At 61.4% G+C, this 18432-nt stretch carries 16 protein-coding genes and 1 pseudogene; 5 read left to right on the top strand and 12 right to left on the bottom strand.

Features of this window, described 5'->3' with window-relative positions; genetic code table 11:
- The first annotated feature begins 61 nt into the window (after positions 1-61).
- Both aldA and NV64_RS23235 read left to right on the top strand, forming a co-directional pair.
- On the top strand, positions 62-1498 hold the full coding sequence (aldA, locus tag NV64_RS16800; protein WP_101506370.1) for an aldehyde dehydrogenase: 1437 nt from the start codon (positions 62-64) through the stop codon (positions 1496-1498).
- 242 nt (positions 1499-1740) lie between these two features.
- Entirely contained in the window at positions 1741-1857 is a 117-nt protein-coding gene (locus tag NV64_RS23235) for a bacteriocin (RefSeq protein WP_146005509.1), read from the top strand.
- A 139-nt stretch (positions 1858-1996) separates the two neighbouring features.
- On the opposite strand, the gene rluF is transcribed toward NV64_RS23235, so the two are convergent.
- The 5 genes from rluF to NV64_RS16775 all read right to left on the bottom strand — a co-directional run bounded on the left by rluF (position 1997) and on the right by NV64_RS16775 (position 8385).
- On the bottom strand, positions 1997-2878 hold the full coding sequence (rluF, locus tag NV64_RS16795; RefSeq protein WP_056238081.1) for a 23S rRNA pseudouridine(2604) synthase RluF: 882 nt from the start codon (positions 2876-2878) through the stop codon (positions 1997-1999).
- 238 nt (positions 2879-3116) lie between these two features.
- The gene (gene surE / locus NV64_RS16790; protein WP_101506369.1) at positions 3117-4007 is read right to left on the bottom strand and encodes a 5'/3'-nucleotidase SurE; all 891 of its coding nucleotides are present in this window, start codon (positions 4005-4007) and stop codon (positions 3117-3119) included.
- Between the two features lie 34 nt (positions 4008-4041).
- Positions 4042-5361: an OprD family outer membrane porin gene (locus NV64_RS16785; protein ID WP_101506368.1), complete on the bottom strand. Its 1320-nt coding sequence runs from the start codon at positions 5359-5361 to the stop codon at positions 4042-4044.
- Between the two features lie 331 nt (positions 5362-5692).
- Positions 5693-6964 (bottom strand): MFS transporter, encoded by a 1272-nt coding sequence (locus NV64_RS16780; protein WP_101506367.1) that lies wholly within the window; start codon positions 6962-6964, stop codon positions 5693-5695.
- Positions 6961-8385 (bottom strand): M20 family metallopeptidase, encoded by a 1425-nt coding sequence (locus NV64_RS16775; protein WP_101506366.1) that lies wholly within the window; start codon positions 8383-8385, stop codon positions 6961-6963. Before NV64_RS16775 ends, NV64_RS16780 begins: the two co-directional genes overlap by 4 nt.
- Before the next feature lie 167 nt (positions 8386-8552).
- Between NV64_RS16775 and NV64_RS16770 the strand changes: the two genes are divergently transcribed.
- The gene (locus tag NV64_RS16770; protein ID WP_101506365.1) at positions 8553-9476 is read left to right on the top strand and encodes a LysR family transcriptional regulator; all 924 of its coding nucleotides are present in this window, start codon (positions 8553-8555) and stop codon (positions 9474-9476) included.
- A 105-nt stretch (positions 9477-9581) separates the two neighbouring features.
- Here NV64_RS16770 and NV64_RS16765 read toward each other — a convergent pair whose 3' ends face one another.
- Both NV64_RS16765 and NV64_RS16760 read right to left on the bottom strand, forming a co-directional pair.
- On the bottom strand, positions 9582-10856 hold the full coding sequence (locus NV64_RS16765; RefSeq protein WP_101506364.1) for an MFS transporter: 1275 nt from the start codon (positions 10854-10856) through the stop codon (positions 9582-9584).
- 259 nt (positions 10857-11115) lie between these two features.
- Positions 11116-12708 (bottom strand): ABC transporter substrate-binding protein, encoded by a 1593-nt coding sequence (locus tag NV64_RS16760; protein WP_101506388.1) that lies wholly within the window; start codon positions 12706-12708, stop codon positions 11116-11118.
- A 127-nt stretch (positions 12709-12835) separates the two neighbouring features.
- On the opposite strand from NV64_RS16760, the gene pepT reads away from it, so the two are divergent.
- Positions 12836-14071, top strand: coding sequence for a peptidase T (gene pepT, locus NV64_RS16755; RefSeq protein ID WP_056238103.1), 1236 nt, complete (start codon positions 12836-12838; stop codon positions 14069-14071).
- A 35-nt stretch (positions 14072-14106) separates the two neighbouring features.
- Here the strand turns inward: pepT and NV64_RS16750 are convergent, their stop codons facing one another.
- The 4 genes from NV64_RS16750 to NV64_RS16735 form a co-directional block, all read right to left on the bottom strand.
- The gene (locus NV64_RS16750; RefSeq protein ID WP_101506363.1) at positions 14107-14475 is read right to left on the bottom strand and encodes a VOC family protein; all 369 of its coding nucleotides are present in this window, start codon (positions 14473-14475) and stop codon (positions 14107-14109) included.
- A 57-nt stretch (positions 14476-14532) separates the two neighbouring features.
- Positions 14533-15234, bottom strand: a complete 702-nt coding sequence (locus NV64_RS16745; RefSeq protein WP_101506362.1) for a YafY family protein — start codon at positions 15232-15234, stop codon at positions 14533-14535.
- Positions 15235-15344: 110 nt separating this feature from the next.
- Positions 15345-16118, bottom strand: a complete 774-nt coding sequence (locus NV64_RS16740) for a transporter substrate-binding domain-containing protein (RefSeq protein WP_056238113.1) — start codon at positions 16116-16118, stop codon at positions 15345-15347.
- A 24-nt stretch (positions 16119-16142) separates the two neighbouring features.
- Positions 16143-17312, bottom strand: coding sequence for a methionine aminotransferase (locus NV64_RS16735; protein WP_056238116.1), 1170 nt, complete (start codon positions 17310-17312; stop codon positions 16143-16145).
- 137 nt (positions 17313-17449) lie between these two features.
- Here NV64_RS16735 and NV64_RS16730 point away from each other — a divergent pair, with 137 nt between their 5' ends.
- Positions 17450-18292 (top strand): LysR substrate-binding domain-containing protein, encoded by an 843-nt coding sequence (locus NV64_RS16730; protein ID WP_101506361.1) that lies wholly within the window; start codon positions 17450-17452, stop codon positions 18290-18292.
- Here NV64_RS16730 and NV64_RS16725 read toward each other — a convergent pair.
- Positions 18284-18432, bottom strand: a pseudogene (locus NV64_RS16725) (methyl-accepting chemotaxis protein I (serine chemoreceptor protein)); the annotation flags it as partial. The gene NV64_RS16730 and the pseudogene NV64_RS16725 overlap by 9 nt on opposite strands.

Genomic DNA, 18432 nt, shown 5'->3' with positions numbered 1-18432 from the left:
TAACAGCGCGCTGCCTGTCTATTAACAACCGTATAAACACGTTTTGACGAGGATCCAACCAATGACCCCAGTTCAGCATCAGATGTATATCGACGGCCAGTTCGTGGAAAACCGCAGCGGCCGTTGGATCGAGGTGATTAACCCGGCGACCGAAGCCGTGCTGTCGCGTATTCCTGAAGGCAGCGCCGAAGACGCGCGACGGGCGATCGATGCCGCCGCCGCCGCACAGCCGGGCTGGGAAGCGCTGCCGGCCGTGGAGCGCGGCAACTGGCTGCAGAGGCTGGCCGCCGGCATCCGCCAGCGCGCCAGCGAACTGGCGGCCACCATCGTCGCCGAAGGCGGTAAAACTCAGGAGCTGGCGGAGACCGAAGTGTTCTTCACCGCCGACTACCTTGACTATATGGCCGGCTGGGCGCGTCGTTATGAGGGTGAGATCGTGCAGAGCGATCGCGCCCGCGAAAATATTCTGGTGTTTAAGAAGGCGATTGGCGTCACCACCGGCATTCTGCCGTGGAACTTCCCGTTCTTCCTGATCGCGCGCAAGGCCGCACCGGCGCTGCTGACCGGCAACACCATCGTAATTAAGCCGAGCGAGCTGACGCCCAATAACGCGATTATTTTTGCAGAGATCGTTGACAGCATTGGCCTGCCCGCCGGGGTGTTCAACCTGGTGACCGGCTACGGCCCGGAGCTGGGCCCGGAGCTGGCGGCCAACCCGAAGGTTGGGCTGGTCAGCCTGACCGGCAGCGTCGGCGCGGGTATTGCCACCATGCAGGCGGCGGCGAAAAACGTCACTAAGGTGTCACTGGAGCTGGGCGGTAAGGCCCCTGCTATCGTCATGAACGACGCCGACCTCGATCTGGCGGTCAGGGCGATCGTCGCCTCACGGATGATCAATACCGGGCAGGTGTGTAACTGCGCCGAGCGGCTTTACGTGCAGGAAGGCGTTTATGACCAGGTGGTTGAACGTCTGACCCATGCGTTCGGGCAGGTCACCTTTGGCGATCCGGCCACCCGGAAAGGGCTGGATATGGGCCCGCTGATCACCGCCGCTGCCCTGCAGCGCGTTGAGCAGAAGGTGGCCGACGCGCTGGCGGCCGGTGCCACGCTGGTCACCGGCGGTAAGCGCGCGGGTGACACAGGCTTCTTCTTCCAGCCGACGCTGCTGACCAACGTGCAGCAGGAGATGGCAATTATGCAGGAGGAGACCTTCGGCCCGGTGCTGCCGGTGATGAAGTTCAGCACGCTGGATGAAGCGATCGCGCTGGCCAACGACAGCGAGTACGGCCTGACTTCGTCAATCTTCACGCAGAACCTTAATACCGCGATGACCGCGCTTAAGGCGCTGAAGTTTGGTGAAACCTACGTTAACCGCGAAAACTTCGAGGCGATGCAGGGTTTCCACGCCGGCTGGCGTAAATCAGGCATCGGCGGTGCGGACGGCCGCCACGGCCTGGAAGAGTACCTGCAGACCCACGTCGCCTATTTACAGTATTAATCATGGCCGCCGCGCAAACATAGCGCGGCGCCAGTTTATCTCCAGCGCTCCCTATCTCAGCCCGCGATAAAATAAGAGTATGTCGCGGGATTAAGAGATATTCAGAAACCTGCTTACGCATAGTTAATTAATTTATCTGGTATTTAATCCATATTTTCAATGCGCACTGATTAAGTGATCATAATCACAATTTGTCGTGCTGTTATTGCGTAAATTGGCCTCCTCAACCAAGGAGGAATGTTATGAAACTCTTGAATAAAAAGCAGTTAAAATCCGTAAGCGGCGGCACCTATCCGGCGAAATGGCTTTGGGACCTGTGGAAAGGATCGAAGAAGCGGCCACCCTGTAACAACAGCTGATAAATGATTTCAGGGTCGCCGTTAACGAAACGAAAACGGCGACGTTGATACATCTTATCGTTATTCTTTACTGGCGCAATCACCCCTGAATATTTATCAGGGACCGGCTGGACAAATGGCCGCTGCGGCAGACGCTGACTCAGCGCCCTTTCTTTTTACGCCCTGGCTGGGCAAAACGCTTGCGGTTAGAGGGCGTCGTGGCTTTCTCAGCGGCTTTCGTCACGCCACCTTTGGTCGCGCCGCTGGCCGGTTTTTTTGCCTGGGACGGTTTCTGACGCGTTTTGTGACTGCTGTCTTCTGAAGAGGAGTCCTCAATCAGCTTAAACAGTGCGATCAGTTCGTCATCGGTCAGGTCACGCCACTCGCCGGGCGGAATGCCCTTCAGGTTGACGTTCATGATCCGCGTACGTTCCAGCTTCATTACCTCGTAGCCAAAATGTTCGCACATGCGGCGGATCTGACGGTTAAGCCCCTGCACGAGGGTGATGCGAAACACCATCGGTGCCTCTTTTTTCACCTTGCACTTTTTGGTGACGGTGCCCAGCATCGGCACGCCGGCACCCATGCCGCGAATAAACTCCTCGGTGACCGGCTTGTTAACCGTGACCACGTACTCTTTCTCGTGATCGTTGCCGGCCCGCAGGATTTTGTTCACCAGGTCGCCGTGATTGGTCAGGAAGATCAGCCCCTGCGAATCTTTGTCCAGCCTGCCTATCGGGAACACACGTTTGCTGTGGTTAACGAAGTCGACGATGTTGTCGCGCTCGCCGTCTTCGGTGGTGCTGACGATGCCAACCGGCTTGTTGAGGGCAATCAGCACCAAATCCTCTTCGTTACGCGGTTCAATCAGCTGACCGTTCACCTTTACCACGTCGCCAGCCACCACCTGGTCACCGACGGCGGCGCGCTTGCCGTTGATAAACACATTTCCCTGTTCAATATAGCGGTCGGCCTCGCGACGCGAGCAGATACCGCTCTCGCTGATGTACTTGTTAAGACGTGTAGATGAGTTAGTCAGCATGGTTCCCCCGTAAAAAAGCGGACTATACCTCAGCCGGGATAGCTTGCGAAGCGTCAGTAACGTCTTTTTCAGCGGCCGGCCGCCCGCACCGGCTGACCGTCGGTGAGTTTATGGTCACCGACGGGTGATGGTCGGCAAAGGATTTGTTGTTGTGATGACATAACGCGGCGTGGCAGGAGCAACGGGCAGGCGCGTGGCATGCCCGCTGCGGGATAACGAAGGAAGCCGGCCGAAAGCGTTACGGCTGCTGTAATGCAGGATCGGCAAGCAGTTTTTGCACCTGCTGCAGCCCCTGTTGCGTATTCCACTGGCCGTCAAACAGCGTCCAGGTGATCCAGCCACGGCTGAGCCAGCCGCCGTCGGTATCGCTGTTATCCGCACCCAGCAGTTGATCGTTCATCATCTGCTGCACCTTTCCGTCAGGCTGGATCTGATAGTAAAACTGCGGCGTTGGGCGAGGCTGGTTTTCAATCACTTTTACCCCGGCAATCTGCTTTTTATCCCGCGCCGGGTAGTTGATGCTCACCCCGATACCGGCAGGCAGTAACGGCTGGCCCGCCAGGCGCTGCCGATCCAGTTTTTTCACCACCTGCACCACATAGTCGATCGCCTGTGGCCAGTATTTTTTGGTCGCAGGCCAGCCCTGGCTCATCTCCTCTGGCGTCAGAATGTAACCAATGCTGGCGGCTATCGCCGGGTAACCGAAGCGCACGGCGCGCGCCGCCGCCGAGACGGTGCCTGAGTTAAGCTGAGACGCACCGGTATTGGGCCCGTCATTGACCCCGGAGATCACCAGGTCCGGCGGGTTATCACGCAACACTCCGAACAGCCCAAAGTCGACCGAGTCGGCCGGGGTACCCGGAAAGCAGAACTGCCGATCGGCGTTTTTCTGCACGCTGAACGTTTTGCCCGGCCTCATGGTGATAGCAGAACCGATCCCGCTCTGATTCTCAGCCGGGGCGACCAGCCATACGTCGTAGCCACTGTCCGAGAGCTGACGCTGTAGCTGGGTAATCCCCGGCGAGCGGCAGCCATCATCGTTAACCAGCAGTATGCGCAGCGGTGCAGCCTGTACGACAACACTTAAGCCGCTGGCGGCCAGTGCAAGGGTGACAAGTCTCTTTTTCATTTTACTCTCCTTGTGGTGTTATCCAGCCAGGGGGTCAGAACAGCCCGAACTTGTATTCCAGGCTGAAAGAACCCCCAATACCGGAAGATCGCTGAAAATCGTCCCCGCTGGCGTTGAGCGCCGGCTTGCCGTGCGACAGTTTCCAGCTGTAGCTGGGGCCTAACCCCGCAAACAGCGTGAAACCGGGTAGCCGTTCCGGTGCCCACGAGATAAACCCGCCATATTCCCACTCGCGCATCGCCACGCCGCGATAGCGCATATGGTCACCGTAGTAGGCGTACAACCCGGCCAGCCATTCCGGCGAAATCTGATACTGGCCGTAGCCATACAGCATCTGTTCGCCATCGTTAACATAGTCGTTGCCCGGGGCGTCGGCTTTGCTATTGAAGGCACCGCGGGTATTTTTACCCAGATGCCAGTAGAAGCGGCCAAGATTGTTATCCAGCCTGGCGCGGGTTACTGACCAGCCGATTCCCGCCTCGGTGCGGGCGGTGGCAATGCCGACCAGGCCAAAAAGGTGCTGAGCCTGATGGCTGAAGCCACGCGCCCCCTCCCACTCGCGCAATCCCTGGTTGTAATAATAAACGCCGCGCAGCAGCAGGTTGAGGTCTTCAGCCAGCGGCTGCGACCAGGCCGACTCGACGCCCAGCCTGCGGATGTAGTCTTTACTTTCACCCCCTACCAGGGTGATGGCGCGCCCCTTCTGCGGCTGCCAGGTGAGATCGGCGGTGGCAATATAGTCGATGCGCTTATTACTGCTCAGCGTCATAAAATGGCGTTTTTCCGGCTCGTCACGCTCGGAAAATTTATTGACGAGCGCGGCACGGGCGTAAAACTGTTCAAATCGGCCCTCCGCGCTCAGCCCCTGCCAGCTGCTGGGTGCGGCTCGGCTACGGGTAACGTTCAGCACGCCAAATTTATACAGCTGCTGCCAGCCGGCCTTCGTCTGCAGAAACCGGGTGGCATCACCAACATAGCTACGCAGATAGAGCTGGCCGAGCTTGCTGAACCCCTCCGCGTGGCCGTGGTTATCGCGCACCAGATCGCGCCCGGCAAATGAGCGGTTGGCGTAGAGTTTGCCGACCCCGTACCAGGAGGCATCCAGCCCAAAACCGTGATACGCGCCGCTGCGGTAATCGACAAGCAACCCCTGCGCCCAGGCATTCTGCGGCCCGATCCCCTGCTCCTCAAGAGCATCGGTGGTATTGGTCATCCAGATATTTTTTAACGTAACGTCGAGGTGGCTATCCGTCAGCAACCCGTGCAGGCTGTCCCGCCCGGCCGCCGCCTGGCCCGCCCACAGCCCTGCTGCCAGCAGCAACGCGCATTTTTTCACCTTGATGGTAGTTTTCATTCTCTCCTCCCTGGTTCCCTGAACAGCTGACCGGATGTACCGCTCCCTCATCCGCGTTACCTCGTCACCCTTACTGCCCGTACCGCGGCGCGGGCGGTGGCTGACGAGTGTTTTTTATTGTCTCCAGTAACAGACGTGATAAATCAACAATGAAACAGTAACATCAGTGATAATCAGGAAAATACAGGAAGCTTTGCTTGATTCAGAAAACTGTGAGGCAGATAACGGCAAAAGCAGATCTGGCGATTTTTTAGGCACTAAATGCCAAAGTCAGGTTGAAAAAAAGGCCGGGATATCCCGGCCTTTGGCGAGCTGTGATGCGGTGAAGGGGTTAACGTCCGGTGCGCCGCTGGCTGTTGAACAACGCCACGGCGCTGATCAGCGCCAGCGCCACCAGATAGTAGCTCGGGGCCAGCGCGGTGCCGGTCAGGCTAATCAGCAGCGTACAGATCAGCGGCGCAAAGCCGCCAAAAATGGTCACCGCCAGGTTGTAGGCGATGGCCATGCCGCTGGCGCGGGTCTGCACCGGGAACAGATCGGCCATCATCGACGGCACGGCGGCAAAGTAGGCGGACTTCAGCAGCGCCATCCAGCCAACCAGCAGCATCAGCGTGGTCGGTGAGGTGTGATTGACCACCAGCATAAACGCCGGCCAGATGGTCACGCCCAGCAGCCCCAGCGCCCACCACATGATGCGCACCCGGCCGACCTTCTCCGCCCACAGGCCCATCAGCGGCGTGACCACCGTCAGGATCACCCCGGCCAGCAGCGTGGCACCAAAGGCCACCGAGCCGGAGAGATGCAGGTTTTTGGTGGCGTAGGTCGGCACATAGTTGAGCATGTAATTGACCCCGGTGGAGATCACCATCAGCCCCATCGCCAGCAGCAGCAGGGTTTTCTGCTGGCCTCCCAGCATCTTCAGCGGCGACTCCACCTTCTTCTGCGCCACAAAGCTGGCCGGCTCATGCACGTGGCGGCGGATATAGAGACCCACCGGGCCAATCAGCAGGCCAAAGAAGAACGGAATGCGCCATCCCCAGTCCTGGATCTGCGCTTCGCTGAGCCAGGTGGTCAGCCCGAGGCCAAACGCGGCGGCCATCAGCGTGCTGGCCCCCTGGGTGGCAAACTGCCAGCTGGCGATAAACGCCCGCCGCTGCGGGAAATGCTCGACAAGGAACGCGGTAGAACTGCCGAACTCACCGCCGGCCGAAAAGCCCTGAATCAGCCGCGCCAGCAGGATAAGAAGCGGTGCCGCCACGCCGAGGGTTTCATAGCCCGGCATCACGGCGATCATCAGCCCGCCGATCATCATCAGCGTAATCGACACCAGCAGCGCCTTTTTGCGCCCGTGGCGGTCGGCATAGGCGCCGAGCACCACCGCGCCCAGCGGACGGATCAGGAACGAGATGCCGAAGCTGCCGAAGGTCAGCAGCAGCGAGACCGACGGGTCAGCCGTCGGGAAGAACACGTGGGCGATATAGCTGGCAAAGAAGGCGTATACCGCGATATCAAACCACTCCAGCGCGTTACCGACGCAGGTGGCAAACAGCGTTTTGTACAGATTAGGCTGTACGGCGGGTTGCGTTTCAACGTGAGTGCTCATGCCTGCTCCTCCTGCGCACGGTGCGCGCGATGGCGGGCCAGCAGCTCGCCACCCTGTTCACCCAGATCCCAGAACAGCCGGGTCATCATCTGCAGCCCTTCACGGGCAATCGACCTGAGCATGTGTTCATCCACCGCATGCTGGCCACAGGCCGGGTAAGAGTGCGGTACCCACAGCGTGGGCAGGCCGAGGATCTGCGCAAACACGTCATTCGGCAGCGAACCGCCTAGGTTCGGCAGCAGCGCCGGCTTCTTGCCGCTGGTCTCGGCCATCGCCGCCAGCGCCCAGCCAACCAGCGGGTCGGTCGGGTCAAGGCGGGTGGCCGGCGAGCCACGCAGCACCTCAACCGCCACCTGCGGGAAGCCGTGGGCGTCGAGGTGAGCGCGCAGATGGCCGCCGATATTCTGCCAGTCGGTCTCCACCACAAAGCGCAGCTGGCACACCGCGCTGGCCGAACCGGGAATGGCGTTCATCGGCCGCTGCGGGTTGCCGGCCACCATTGCCAGCACCTCCAGCGTATTCCAGCCGTACAGGCGTTCGGTCGGCGTCAGGCCGGCTTCGCCCCACTGCGGGTCGATCTCCGGGCCACCGGGTTCACCAACCTCAATGTCGCTGAGGATCGCCTTCACCGCCGCGCTGATGGCCGGCGGCTTCAGCGCGGCCACCTGCAGCTGGCCGTGCGGGTTGACCAGGCAGGCCAGCGCGTTCGCCAGCTGGGTGCCCGGGTTGGTCAGCAGGCCGCCCCAGTTGCCGGAGTGGTAGTCGCGATCGCGGGCGTGGATCGACAGACGGAAGTTAACCGCGCCGCGCGAACCAAGGAACAGCGTCGGCCGCTGCGCGTTCAGGCGCGGACCGTCGGAGGCGATAAAAATATCCGCCCGCAACTTCTCCGCCTCGCGGCGGCACAGGTCAGCCAGCCCCGGCGAGCTGACCTCTTCGCCCATCTCAATCAGGAATTTGCAGTTAAAGCCGAGCTTGCCGCCGCGCGCGGCCGCTACCTGCTCCAGCGCGGCGATATTCACCGAGTGCTGGCCCTTGTTATCGGCGCTGCCGCGCCCGTACCAGCGGTCGCCCTCTTCCACCAGCTGCCACGGCGTCAGGCCGTCCCGCCAGTGCTCATCGTCGCCAAATACCACGTCGCCGTGGCCGTAGCACAGCAGGGTCGGCAGCGCCGCATCTTCAATGCGGGTCGCCAGCAGGAACGGCCGCGCCGGAGCCTGAGGATTGTCGAGCTGTTCGGTGGTAAAGCCCAGCGCCTGAAACGCCGGGGCCATTTCATCATCCAGATAGGCCTGGATCAGCGCGTCGCAGTCGTCACGCTGGCTCTCGCTGCGCAGCGCCACCCGCCGCGCCAGCAGCGCTTTAAACGCGCCGCTGTCAAAATACGCCGTGGCCTGCGCCACCGCCTGTTCACCTGTCATAGTCGGTCCGTTTGTTTGAATGTTTATGATTATGTTTTTTGTGTTTGCCCTGTAGTTGTATGCCAGCGACATGGCTTGCCACAATTATCAAATTAACAACGACGCTTTGCTCTCAAAGCAATGCTAATATGCACGATCCTGGCCCATGCCCCTTCAGAGAGCACACCTTGCACAGTACCGAAATCCGCTATTTTTTAGCCGTCGCCAGCTGCGGTTCACTCAGCGCCGCCAGCCAGCAGCTGTTTGTGGCCGTTTCGGCGATCAGCCGCCAGATCCAGCGGCTGGAGACGCAGGTCGGCTGCCCGCTGTTTGAGCGCCACGCGCGCGGCATGGTGCTGAACGATGCCGGTAAAATTTTCGAGAACCACGTGCGCCGCAGCCTGCTGGATATGGAGCACGCGCTGGCGGAGATCAAAGGGCTGACCGCCGTGCGCCGCACCGCCCTGCGCGTGGCCTGTACCGACGGCGCGGCCTTCAGCCTGCTGCCGCTGCTGTGCAGCCGCTTCCGCCAGCAGCATCCGGGCGTCAGCTTCCACCTGAACGTCGTCGACACCCAGCAGATTGCCGCCCTGCTCAGCCGCGGCGAGTGCGATGTCGCCCTGCAGTTCAGCCTGTTTGCCGAGCCGGCAGTGGACGTTGCCGGCTCCTGGCCCGCGCCGGTGCTGCTGGTGATGCAGCGGGACCACCCGCTGGCCTCACGGCAGATTCGCCTCAGTGACCTGCAGGCCTACCCGCTGGCGCTGCCGCACACCGGCACCACCGTGCGCCAGCTGTTCGACCTCGCCTGCCAGATGGGTGGCACTTTTCTGGAGCCGGTGCTCACCTGCAACAATTTCAGCACCCTCCACACCTTTCTGATGCAGACGCCGCTAGCGGTGACCATCTGCAGCCAGTTCAGCGTGATGTATCCACAGGTGGAGCAGGAGCTGATACTGAAATCACCCGGCATTGAGCAGATGAGTCAGCGTTCGCTGCAGGTGCAGACCGCCTCCGGCCGCAAGCCAACGCAGGCACAAACGCTGTTCGTGGAGTTTGCCTGCCGCGAGCTGCAGCGGCAGGATCGGCAGATCCGCGAGGCTTTTGCGCTGTAAACACGGTACGGGCCGGTGAAACCATACCGCCCGGCGCAACGCGGGAGCGGCCATCGCTCAGCGCAGGCAAGGGGGAGTGGCAGCGGCTTTGCGCGGGGCGCAACATCAGCGTTCCGCCAGCGCGCTGCGGCTGCACCACAGCGCAGCGGCGCTCAGCGGTGCCAGCATCAGCAGGTAGTAGGCGGGTGCCAGCAGCGAACCGGTCAGCGCAATCAGCAGGGTGCAGATCATCGGTGCAAAGCCGCCGAACAGGGTGACCGCCACGTTATAGCCAATCGACATGCCGCTGGTGCGGATCCGGATGGGAAACAGATCGGCCAGCGCCGACGGCACGCAGGCAAAGTAAAACGACTGGGTAACCGCCAGCCAGCACACGACCAGCAGCAGCGTGGCTGATGACGGCCGGTGGGTCAGCAGCCAGAACGCCGGCCAGAGGCTGATTAACAGCGCCAGCACCGCTGCGGCCATCAGCGGTACGCGCCCCACCCGCTCCGCCAGCATCCCGACCAGCGGGGTCAGCAGCGTCAGCACCACCCCGGCGCTCAGGGTGGCCGCAAAACTGACGGAACCCGGCAGGTGCAGATTTTCCATCGCGTAGGTCGGCACAAAGTTGATCATATAGTTGATCCCGGTTGGCAGCACGATCAGCCCGGTAGCCAGCAGCAGGCGCGCCTTATGCTGCAACATCAGCAGCTTCAGCGGCGAATGGCCGGCACCTGGCGTCACAAAACCGGGCGGCTCCTGGATGTTGCGCCGCATCCACAGCCCGACAGGCCCCAGCAGCAGGCCAAAGATAAAGGGCACCCGCCACCCCCACGCATACAGCTGAGGCTCGGTGAGCCAGGCGGTCATCAGCCAGCCTGCGCCGGCGGCCAGCACGGTACTTGCGCCCTGGGTAGCGATCTGCCAGCTGGCGATAAACACCCTGCGTGCGGGAAAATGCTCAACCAGAAACGCGGTGGAGCTGCCGAACTCACCGCCGGCGGAAAAGCCCTGAATCAGCCGCGCCAGCAGCACCAGCAGCGGAGCCAGCAGCCCGATCTGCTGGTAGCCCGGCATCAGCAGGATCATCAGCGTACCCAGCATCATCAGGCCGATGGTCAGCAGCAGCGCCTTTTTACGTCCGTGACGGTCGGCATAAGCGCCGAGCACCACGGCGCCGAGGGGGCGAACCAGAAAAGAGGCACCAAAGCTGCCGAAGGTGAGCAGCAGCGCTACCGAGGGATCGGCGGCCGGGAAGAAGGTCTGGCTGATGTAACGGGCAAAGAAGGCGTAAACGACCAGATCGTACCACTCCAGCGCGTTGCCGGCGCAGGTGGCAGCCAGCGTCGGCAGCAGTCCGGGGGGTGCAGAGGCGCGGTGTTGTTTTGTGCAGGTCATGTGCGGGATTTCCTTCCGTTGAGGTTCTCACGACATAACTAGCAAAATTACCCATGGATATTTATCGAAAATCAGAGAGTTGTGCGCGGGGATGGCGCGGGTTAAGCACAAAAAAACCGGATTACCCTGTCGTCAGCCTGCTCAAGGGGGATCCGGCTGCTTTTCGCTTGCACCTGGCGTGGCCGCAGAAGGCAGCAGATGCATTTCCGGCTCTGCGGTTATCCCGGTTAAACTCCCCGGCCGCTGGCCGGGGAACGGGTTACTTCAGATCCACCTGGTAGAAGATATGCTTGCCGAACGGATCAACCTCGTAGCCGCTGACCTCCTTGCGCACCGGTTCGAAGATGGTCGAGTGGGCAATCATCACCGCCGGCGCCTGGTCATGCATAATCTGCTGCGCCTCTTTATACATCGCCACGCGTTTGTCATGATCCTGCTCGGCGCGCGCTTTGGTAATCAGCTGGTCAAACGGTTTGTAACACCACTTCGCCGAGTTGGAGCCGCCGCTGGCAGAGGTGCAGCTGAACAGCGGGCCGAAGAAGTTATCCGGATCGCCGGTGGCGGTGGTCCAGCCCATCAGCGCCGCCTGATGCTCGCCGTCTTTTACTCGTTTCAGGTATTCGCCCCACTCGTAGGTAACGATATTCGCCTTAATACCGACCTTTGCCCAGTCCGACTGGATCATCTCCGCCATACGGCGGGCATTAGGGTTGTACGGGCGCTGCACCGGCATTGCCCACAGGTCAATGGTGGTGCCCGGCGCAATCCCGGCCTGCTTCAGCAGCGCCTGCGCCCCCTGGGGATCGTAGTCGTAGTCCTTCAGGTCGGCGTCCGCACTCCAGACGCCCGGCGGCAGCAGGTTTTTCGCCGCCGTGCCGGTGCCGTGGAATACCGCTTCAACGATCGCCGGCTTGTTAATCGCCATGGTCAGCGCTTGGCGCACCTTCACGTTATCCAGCGGGGCTTTCTGCGTGTTAAAGGCGAGGAAACCGGTGTTCAGCCCGGCCTTCTGCATCAGGGTGATATTTTTATTCTCCCCCAGCCGTGCCAGGTCGGCCGGGTTAGGGAACGGCATCACCTGGCATTCATTTTTTTCCACCTTGGCGGCGCGCACCGAGGCGTCCGGGGTGATGCTGAACACCAGCCGGTCCAGCTTCGCCTTGCCCTGCCAGTAGTCCGGGAAGGCACGATAGAGGATGCGCGCATCCTTCTGGTACTGCACCAGTTCAAACGGCCCGGTGCCGATCGGTTCACGATCCACCTTTTCCGGCGTGCCCGCTTTCAGCATTGCGTCGGCGTATTCCCGCGGCAGGATCGAGGCAAAGTACCAGGCGAGATCGGCGAGGAACGGCGCTTCGGCATGCGCCAGGGTGAAGCGCACGGTGTGCTCGTCGACCTTATCGATGCTCTTCAGCAGCGTGCCCAGCTCCAGGCTTTCAAAGTTGGCGTAGCTGCCGTTAGAGACCTTGTGATACGGGTTGGCCGGATCTTTCTGTCGCATAAACGAGAAGATCACGTCATCGGCGTTAAAATCGCGCGTGGGCTTAAAGTTTTTGTTGCTGTGAAACTTCACCCCCTTGCGCAGATGGAAGGTGTAGACCGTGCCATCCGGGCTGATCTCCCAGCTTTCTGCCAGGCCTGGGATCAGTTCGGTGGTGCCGGGAGTGAAGTCCACCAGCCGGTTGTAGATCGGTACCGCGCTGGCGTCCACGCTGGTACCGGAGGTGTAGAGCTGCGGATTAAAGTTCTCCGGTGAGCCCTCTGAGCAGTAGACCAGCGTTTTGGCGGCGGTGGCAGAACCGGCGGCCAGTGAGAGCGCCGCAATCAGGGCGCTAATCAGTCTTTTGTTCATCTCCATCCTCTTTTTTATTTGACAGTGTCCGGGGGCAGTGCGTAAAACCAGAAGGTAGCTGATTAATAAACCACACTATTCGTCATATTACCTAATCCGGGTAATCGGCAATCGATAAGGAATTGTGATGACTGTCTCACTGGAACGCCAGCTAACCGACCGTTTCTTCCGCTATCTGGCCGTCAGCAGCCAGAGTGACGCCACCGCCAGCGTGCTGCCGAGCACGCCGGAGCAGCATGATATGGCGCAGCTGCTGGCCGATGAGCTGCGCGCGCTCGGCCTGCAGCAGGTGGTGATTGATGAGTTCGCCACCGTCACCGCCGTGAAGCCCGGCAACCGTCCGGGGGCACCGCGCATCGGCTTTATCACTCATATCGACACCGTTGACGTCGGGCTGTCGCCGCACATTAAGCCGCAAAAGCTGCGCTTTGAGGGGCAGGATCTCTGCCTGAACGCGGAACAGGATATCTGGCTGCGTACCGCGCAGCACCCGGAAATCGCCCGCTATCAGGGGCAGGAGATTATCTTCAGCGACGGCACCAGCGTGCTGGGGGCAGATAACAAGGCGGCGGTCACGGTGGTGATGACGCTGCTGGAGAACCTGCGCGCGGATCAGCCGCACGGCGATATCGTGGTGGCCTTTGTGCCGGACGAGGAGATCGGCCTGCGCGGGGCCAAGGCGCTGGATCTGACCTCGCGTTTTAACGTCGATTTCGCCTACACCATCGACTGCTGCGAACTGGGGGAAGTGGTGTTTGAGAACTTTAACGCCGCGGCCGCCGAGATCCGCTTTACCGGCGTGGCGGCGCACCCGATGTCCGGTAAAGGGGTGCTGGTTAACCCGCTGCTGATGGCGTGGGATTTTATCGGCCACTTTGACCGCCAGCAGACGCCGGAGCACACCGAAGGCCGTGAAGGCTACACCTGGTTCAACGATATGCAGGCCGGTGCCAGCAGCGCGGTGCTGAAGGCATCAATTCGCGATTTTGACCTTGTCAGCTTCGCCGCACGCAAGCAGCAGATTGAGGCGGTGGCAGACAAAATTCGCCTGGCCAATCCAACCGGCCGCGTGGAAGTGAGCATCAGCGACACCTACAGCAACATCAGCAACGCGATCGGCGACGACCGCCGGCCGATTGATCTGATCTTCGCCGCAATGGCCGAACTGGACATTGAGCCGAAGGTGATCCCGATGCGCGGCGGCACCGACGGTGCCGCCCTGTCCGCCAAAGGGCTGCTGACGCCGAACTTCTTTACCGGCGCGCACAACTTCCACTCGCGCTTCGAGTTCCTGCCGCTGCCGTCGTTTGTGAAGTCGTATCAGCTGGCCGAGAAGATCTGCCTGCTGGCGGCACAGGCGTAATCTCCGGCTACCCGGACCCGCTGCCGGCCGTGCCTTTATTCTTCGTACACGTAAACGCGCAGCCGGTGGCCGTCGTCGTCAGCGGCGGTGAAGGTGTAGCCGAAGTCCATGCTGACCGGCTGCTGCAGAATATTTATCCCCCACTGCTGCCACTGCTGATGGCAGCTATCCACCTCTTCGCGGCTGGCGGCGGTCAGCACCAGTTCCGACTGGCTGCTGCCCGGCGTGGCCGCCGGGCGCACGCCGTCCCGCCGCCACAGGCCCAGCCGCCCGCCGTCCGACAGCACAAACATGGCGAAGGTGGCCGACTGCTCAACCGGCGGCAGGCCCAGCAGACGCTGATAGAACGCGGCGCTGGCCGCCGGATCGCTGACGTACAGGATGGTGAAGTTTAGTGCTTTCATGGTGCTCTCCCCGTTGGTTGATACGCAGAGAGTACGCGGCGCCAGTGACAGTTTCCGTCAGTAGCCGAAGCCCTGCGCTTTAATGCCCTGCTGGCTGCGCCAGGTTTTCAGCAACGCGCTGCGCGACTGGCGGTAGCGGCGCTGGGTGTAGGTAATCGCAGTGATGCGGTCGAGGCGGAAGTGGCGAAAATCCCCGCGCAGTTCGCACCAGGCGATCAGCAGCTGCACGCTGTCGAAGTAACCGATCGCCAGCGGCCACAGCATGCGCTGGCTGACCTCATCACGCAGATCCAGATAATCAATACGCACGATGCGCTGCTGTTCGATCGCCCGGCGCAGCTCCGGCGTTTCACCGCTGATCGGCACGCTGACGGCGGCCGGCCCGACCAGCAGCGGCGACAGCTCCAGCTGGCTTCTCAGCTCGTCCGGCAGCACCGCGGCAATCTTGCTCAGCGCCGAGTGGGCGGCACCGGCCAGCTCGTTGTCGGCGCGGCTGCCGACCCAGCGTGAGCCGAGCACCAGGGCGGCGATCTCCGCCTGGCTGAACATCAGCGGCGGCAGTGAAAAACCGGGGCGCAGCACGTAGCCCAGCCCGGCTTCGCCGACGATATCGGCCCCCTGCTGTTGCAGCGTGGCGATATCACGATACAGGGTGCGGGTGCTGATGCTGAGTTGTTCAGCCAGCTGCTGCGCGGTCACCGGAAAGCGGTGGTTACGCAGAAGCTGCAGGATATCGAGCAGGCGCTGGGCGCGTGACATGATGGGGTGACCTTTAGAGAAAAATGGAAAGGGTGGCGATGGGCGGATAATAACGTAAAAAGGGGCCGGCAGAGCGGCCCCGTGGGGTAAAAATGGTCTTCTCGGACGAATTATTTCACTGAAACGTCGATGCCAGGGAAGTACTTCGCGGCCAGTTTAGTGATGGTGCCGTCGTTCTGCACTTTGACGATCGCCTCATCCAGCGCGGCTTTCAGCTTAGTGTCGTCCTTACGCAGGCCGTAACCGATGCCGCTGCCGAGGATCTTGTCGTCATCGACCGCCTGGCCGATAAAGCCGAAGCCTTTACCCTGCGGCTTGTCGAGGAAGCCGGACTGACCGGCGGCCGACATCACCAGCGTGCCGTCGAGGCGGCCGGCAACCATGTCGTTATACACCTGGTTCTGATCCTGATAGGAGGTCACAGTCACCCCTTTCGGTTCCCAGTGCTGCTTGGCGTAGGTTTCCTGAATAGACCCCTGCAGCACGCCGATGTTTTTACCCTGCAGCCCTTCAGCCGTCGCCTCTTTTACCGCGCCGGTTTTACCGATCAGCATGCTTGGAATGCGATAGATCGGTTTGGTAAAACCGATGCTTTTAGCCCGCGCTTCGGTGATATTCATCGCGGAGTTGATAGCGTCAAACTTCTTCGCCGACAGCGCCGGGATCAGCGCGTCAAAGCTGCTCTCCACCCAGCTGCAGGTAAAGTTGCCCACCTTACAGATGGCGTTACCCAGCTCGATATCAAAGCCTTCCAGCTCACCCTGCGCGTTGCGGCTTTCAAACGGCGGATACTGTGATTCCACGCCGTAACGCAGATTTTCTGCCATCACCGACATGGAGGCCAGCAGACCGGCCACGACGCACAACGCATTGATTTTCTTCATTCACTTCCCCTCATGATGTTTATTTTAGCGAGGCTTAACCTGACACAGCGCGCGTGCGCCGGCCTTCAGGGTGGCTTCGTCTTTTGCGAAAGAGAGACGGATTAACTTATTGTCGGTTCCGTCGGTGTAAAACGCCGACAGCGGAATGGTTGCTACGCCGTAATCGACAATCAGACGTTTTACCATTTCAGCGTCGGTTTCGTCACTGAAATCCTTAAAACTGGCGAGCATAAAGAAGGAACCCGCCGACGGCAGCAGGGTAAACGGCGAATCCTGCAGCAGGCTGGCCAGCAGATCGCGCTTGCGCTGATAGAACTCGCCCAGGCCGAGATAGTTTTCCGGCTGCTGCAGATAGTCGGCAAAGGCCACCTGCATCGGCGTATCGGCGGCGAACATCATAAACTGATGCACCTTAACCACCTCTTCCATCAGCGCCGCCGGGGCCAGCAGATAGCCGACGCGCCAGCCGGTGACGTGGAAGGTTTTACCGAACGAACTGACGATTACGCTGCGCGCCGCCAGCTCCGGGTGGGTGGCCATACCGTGATGACGGCGGCCGTCGAACAGGATATGTTCGTAAACCTCGTCGGAGAGCACGATGATATCCGTGTTGCGCAACATAAGCGCCAGCCGGTCCAGATCCGCAGCGCTCAGCACCTGCGAGCTGGGGTTGTGGGGCGTGTTAATAATGATCATCCGGGTGCGCGGCGTGATGGTGGCCGCCAGTTCGTCCCAGTTGATGCTGAAATCACCGGCCTGCAGCTTAAGGCCGATCGCCGTCGCCCCCTGCAGCCGCACCATCGGCGCATAGCTGTCAAACGCCGGTTCAAAGAAAATCACCTCGTCGCCGGGGTGCACCAGCCCGGCAATCGCCGCGAACAGCCCTTCGCTGGCGCTGGCGGTGACCAGCACTTCGCTGGCGGCGTCATAGCGCTGGCCGTAAAGGGTTTCCACCTTGTCTGCCAGCGCCGCGCGCAGCGGCGGGTAGCCGGTCATTGACGCATACTGGTTATGCCCCTGCTGCATCGCGCGGGTGACGCCGGCCACAAGCTGCGGGTCGCAGCTGAAGTCCGGCGCGCCCTGTGACAGGTTGATCGCGTTATGCTGCGCGGAGAGCTGACCAATCACCGAAAAAATGGTGGTGCCGACATCAGGTAATTTAGAGCGCGGCTGCAGCGCAGATTTGAGGGCCATGGGAACTCCGGTTCGGGTAATTTACTGTGTAAGGGGGGTCAGCGACCGCTGTCCTATTCAACGTGGCGCACCTTGAGTGAACAAGCGATTTGTTGTCATAATAGCTATGACTTTTTCACATAGCTCAGAGGCCCTGCATGACCCAGCGCACGCTGCCGTTAAACGCCATTCACGCTTTCATCGTTACCGCCCGTCACCTGAACCTGACCCGGGCGGCGGCTGAGCTGTGCATTACCCAGGGCGCGGTCAGTCGCAAAATCAGTGCGCTGGAGGGCTGGCTGGGCTTTGCGCTGTTCGATCGCCACGCGCGCGGCCTGTACCTTACGCCGCAGGGCAGCAGCCTGCTGCCCGCGCTGCAGGCGGGCTATCAGCAGATGCTGGATGCTGCGCTGCAGGCCAGCCGCCAGCATGCCACCATCCGGCTACGCGCCCCCACCTGCGCTATGCGCTGGCTGGTGCCGCGGCTGGTTGCGCTGGAGAAGGCGCATCCGGAGCTGCACGTGGCGCTGACCACCACCGTCGATCACCGGCCGAGGCTGGAGAACTTCGACGCCGCGATAGTCTATGGGCATGAGTCGGTGGGGACGCTGTTGTTTGAGGAGGCGCTGATCCCGGTGCTGGCACCCGGCCTGCTGCCGGACGGACCGCAGGTGGCCTCGGCGCTTACGGCGCTGACCTTTCTGCACCCCACCGCCGACCGCCGCGACTGGCAGCTGTGGCTGGCGGCGCAGGGGCAGCAGCTGGAGATGCGCCGCAGTCAGCACTTCGCTACCATGGATCTGGCGATCGCCGCGGCGATCCAGGGGTTTGGCGTAACGGTCGCCGACCAGACGCTGGTGGCGGATGACCTGGCGGCGCAGCGGCTGGTGGCCCCGCTGCCCCACCCGGTGAAAACGGGGGCGATCTACAGCCTGATCCTGCGCCCGGCGTTGGGCTCGCCGCCGGGGCTGGATCGGCTGGTTAGCGGGCTGTCAGGCTGAGGCCGACAGGCGGAACTTCGCCACCGACTGCGACAGCGCTTCGGTCTGACGCGCCAGCGAGCTGGCCGCCGCCGACACCTCCTGCACCAGCGTGGCGTTCTGCTGGGTGACGGTGTCCATCTCCGCCACGGCGGTGCCGA

The sequence above is a fragment of the Erwinia sp. B116 genome (assembly GCF_002865965.1).
Taxonomy (GTDB): Bacteria; Pseudomonadota; Gammaproteobacteria; order Enterobacterales; family Enterobacteriaceae; genus Erwinia.
The sequence above is the reverse complement of the archived record's forward strand: the minus strand, read 5'-3'. Positions and strand labels throughout refer to the sequence as shown.

What these genes read in the sequence shown, in the direction of transcription:
- aldA (WP_101506370.1), top strand. Translation starts at nt 62, where the DNA reads ATGACCCCAGTTCAGCATCAGATGTATATCGACGGCCAGTTCGTGGAA.
- NV64_RS23235 (WP_146005509.1), top strand. Translation starts at nt 1,741, where the DNA reads ATGAAACTCTTGAATAAAAAGCAGTTAAAATCCGTAAGCGGCGGCACC.
- rluF (WP_056238081.1), bottom strand. Translation starts at nt 2,878, where the DNA reads ATGCTGACTAACTCATCTACACGTCTTAACAAGTACATCAGCGAGAGC.
- surE (WP_101506369.1), bottom strand. Translation starts at nt 4,007, where the DNA reads ATGAAAAAGAGACTTGTCACCCTTGCACTGGCCGCCAGCGGCTTAAGT.
- NV64_RS16785 (WP_101506368.1), bottom strand. Translation starts at nt 5,361, where the DNA reads ATGAAAACTACCATCAAGGTGAAAAAATGCGCGTTGCTGCTGGCAGCA.
- NV64_RS16780 (WP_101506367.1), bottom strand. Translation starts at nt 6,964, where the DNA reads ATGAGCACTCACGTTGAAACGCAACCCGCCGTACAGCCTAATCTGTAC.
- NV64_RS16775 (WP_101506366.1), bottom strand. Translation starts at nt 8,385, where the DNA reads ATGACAGGTGAACAGGCGGTGGCGCAGGCCACGGCGTATTTTGACAGC.
- NV64_RS16765 (WP_101506364.1), bottom strand. Translation starts at nt 10,856, where the DNA reads ATGACCTGCACAAAACAACACCGCGCCTCTGCACCCCCCGGACTGCTG.
- NV64_RS16760 (WP_101506388.1), bottom strand. Translation starts at nt 12,708, where the DNA reads ATGAACAAAAGACTGATTAGCGCCCTGATTGCGGCGCTCTCACTGGCC.
- pepT (WP_056238103.1), top strand. Translation starts at nt 12,836, where the DNA reads ATGACTGTCTCACTGGAACGCCAGCTAACCGACCGTTTCTTCCGCTAT.
- NV64_RS16750 (WP_101506363.1), bottom strand. Translation starts at nt 14,475, where the DNA reads ATGAAAGCACTAAACTTCACCATCCTGTACGTCAGCGATCCGGCGGCC.
- NV64_RS16745 (WP_101506362.1), bottom strand. Translation starts at nt 15,234, where the DNA reads ATGTCACGCGCCCAGCGCCTGCTCGATATCCTGCAGCTTCTGCGTAAC.
- NV64_RS16740 (WP_056238113.1), bottom strand. Translation starts at nt 16,118, where the DNA reads ATGAAGAAAATCAATGCGTTGTGCGTCGTGGCCGGTCTGCTGGCCTCC.
- NV64_RS16735 (WP_056238116.1), bottom strand. Translation starts at nt 17,312, where the DNA reads ATGGCCCTCAAATCTGCGCTGCAGCCGCGCTCTAAATTACCTGATGTC.
- NV64_RS16730 (WP_101506361.1), top strand. Translation starts at nt 17,450, where the DNA reads ATGACCCAGCGCACGCTGCCGTTAAACGCCATTCACGCTTTCATCGTT.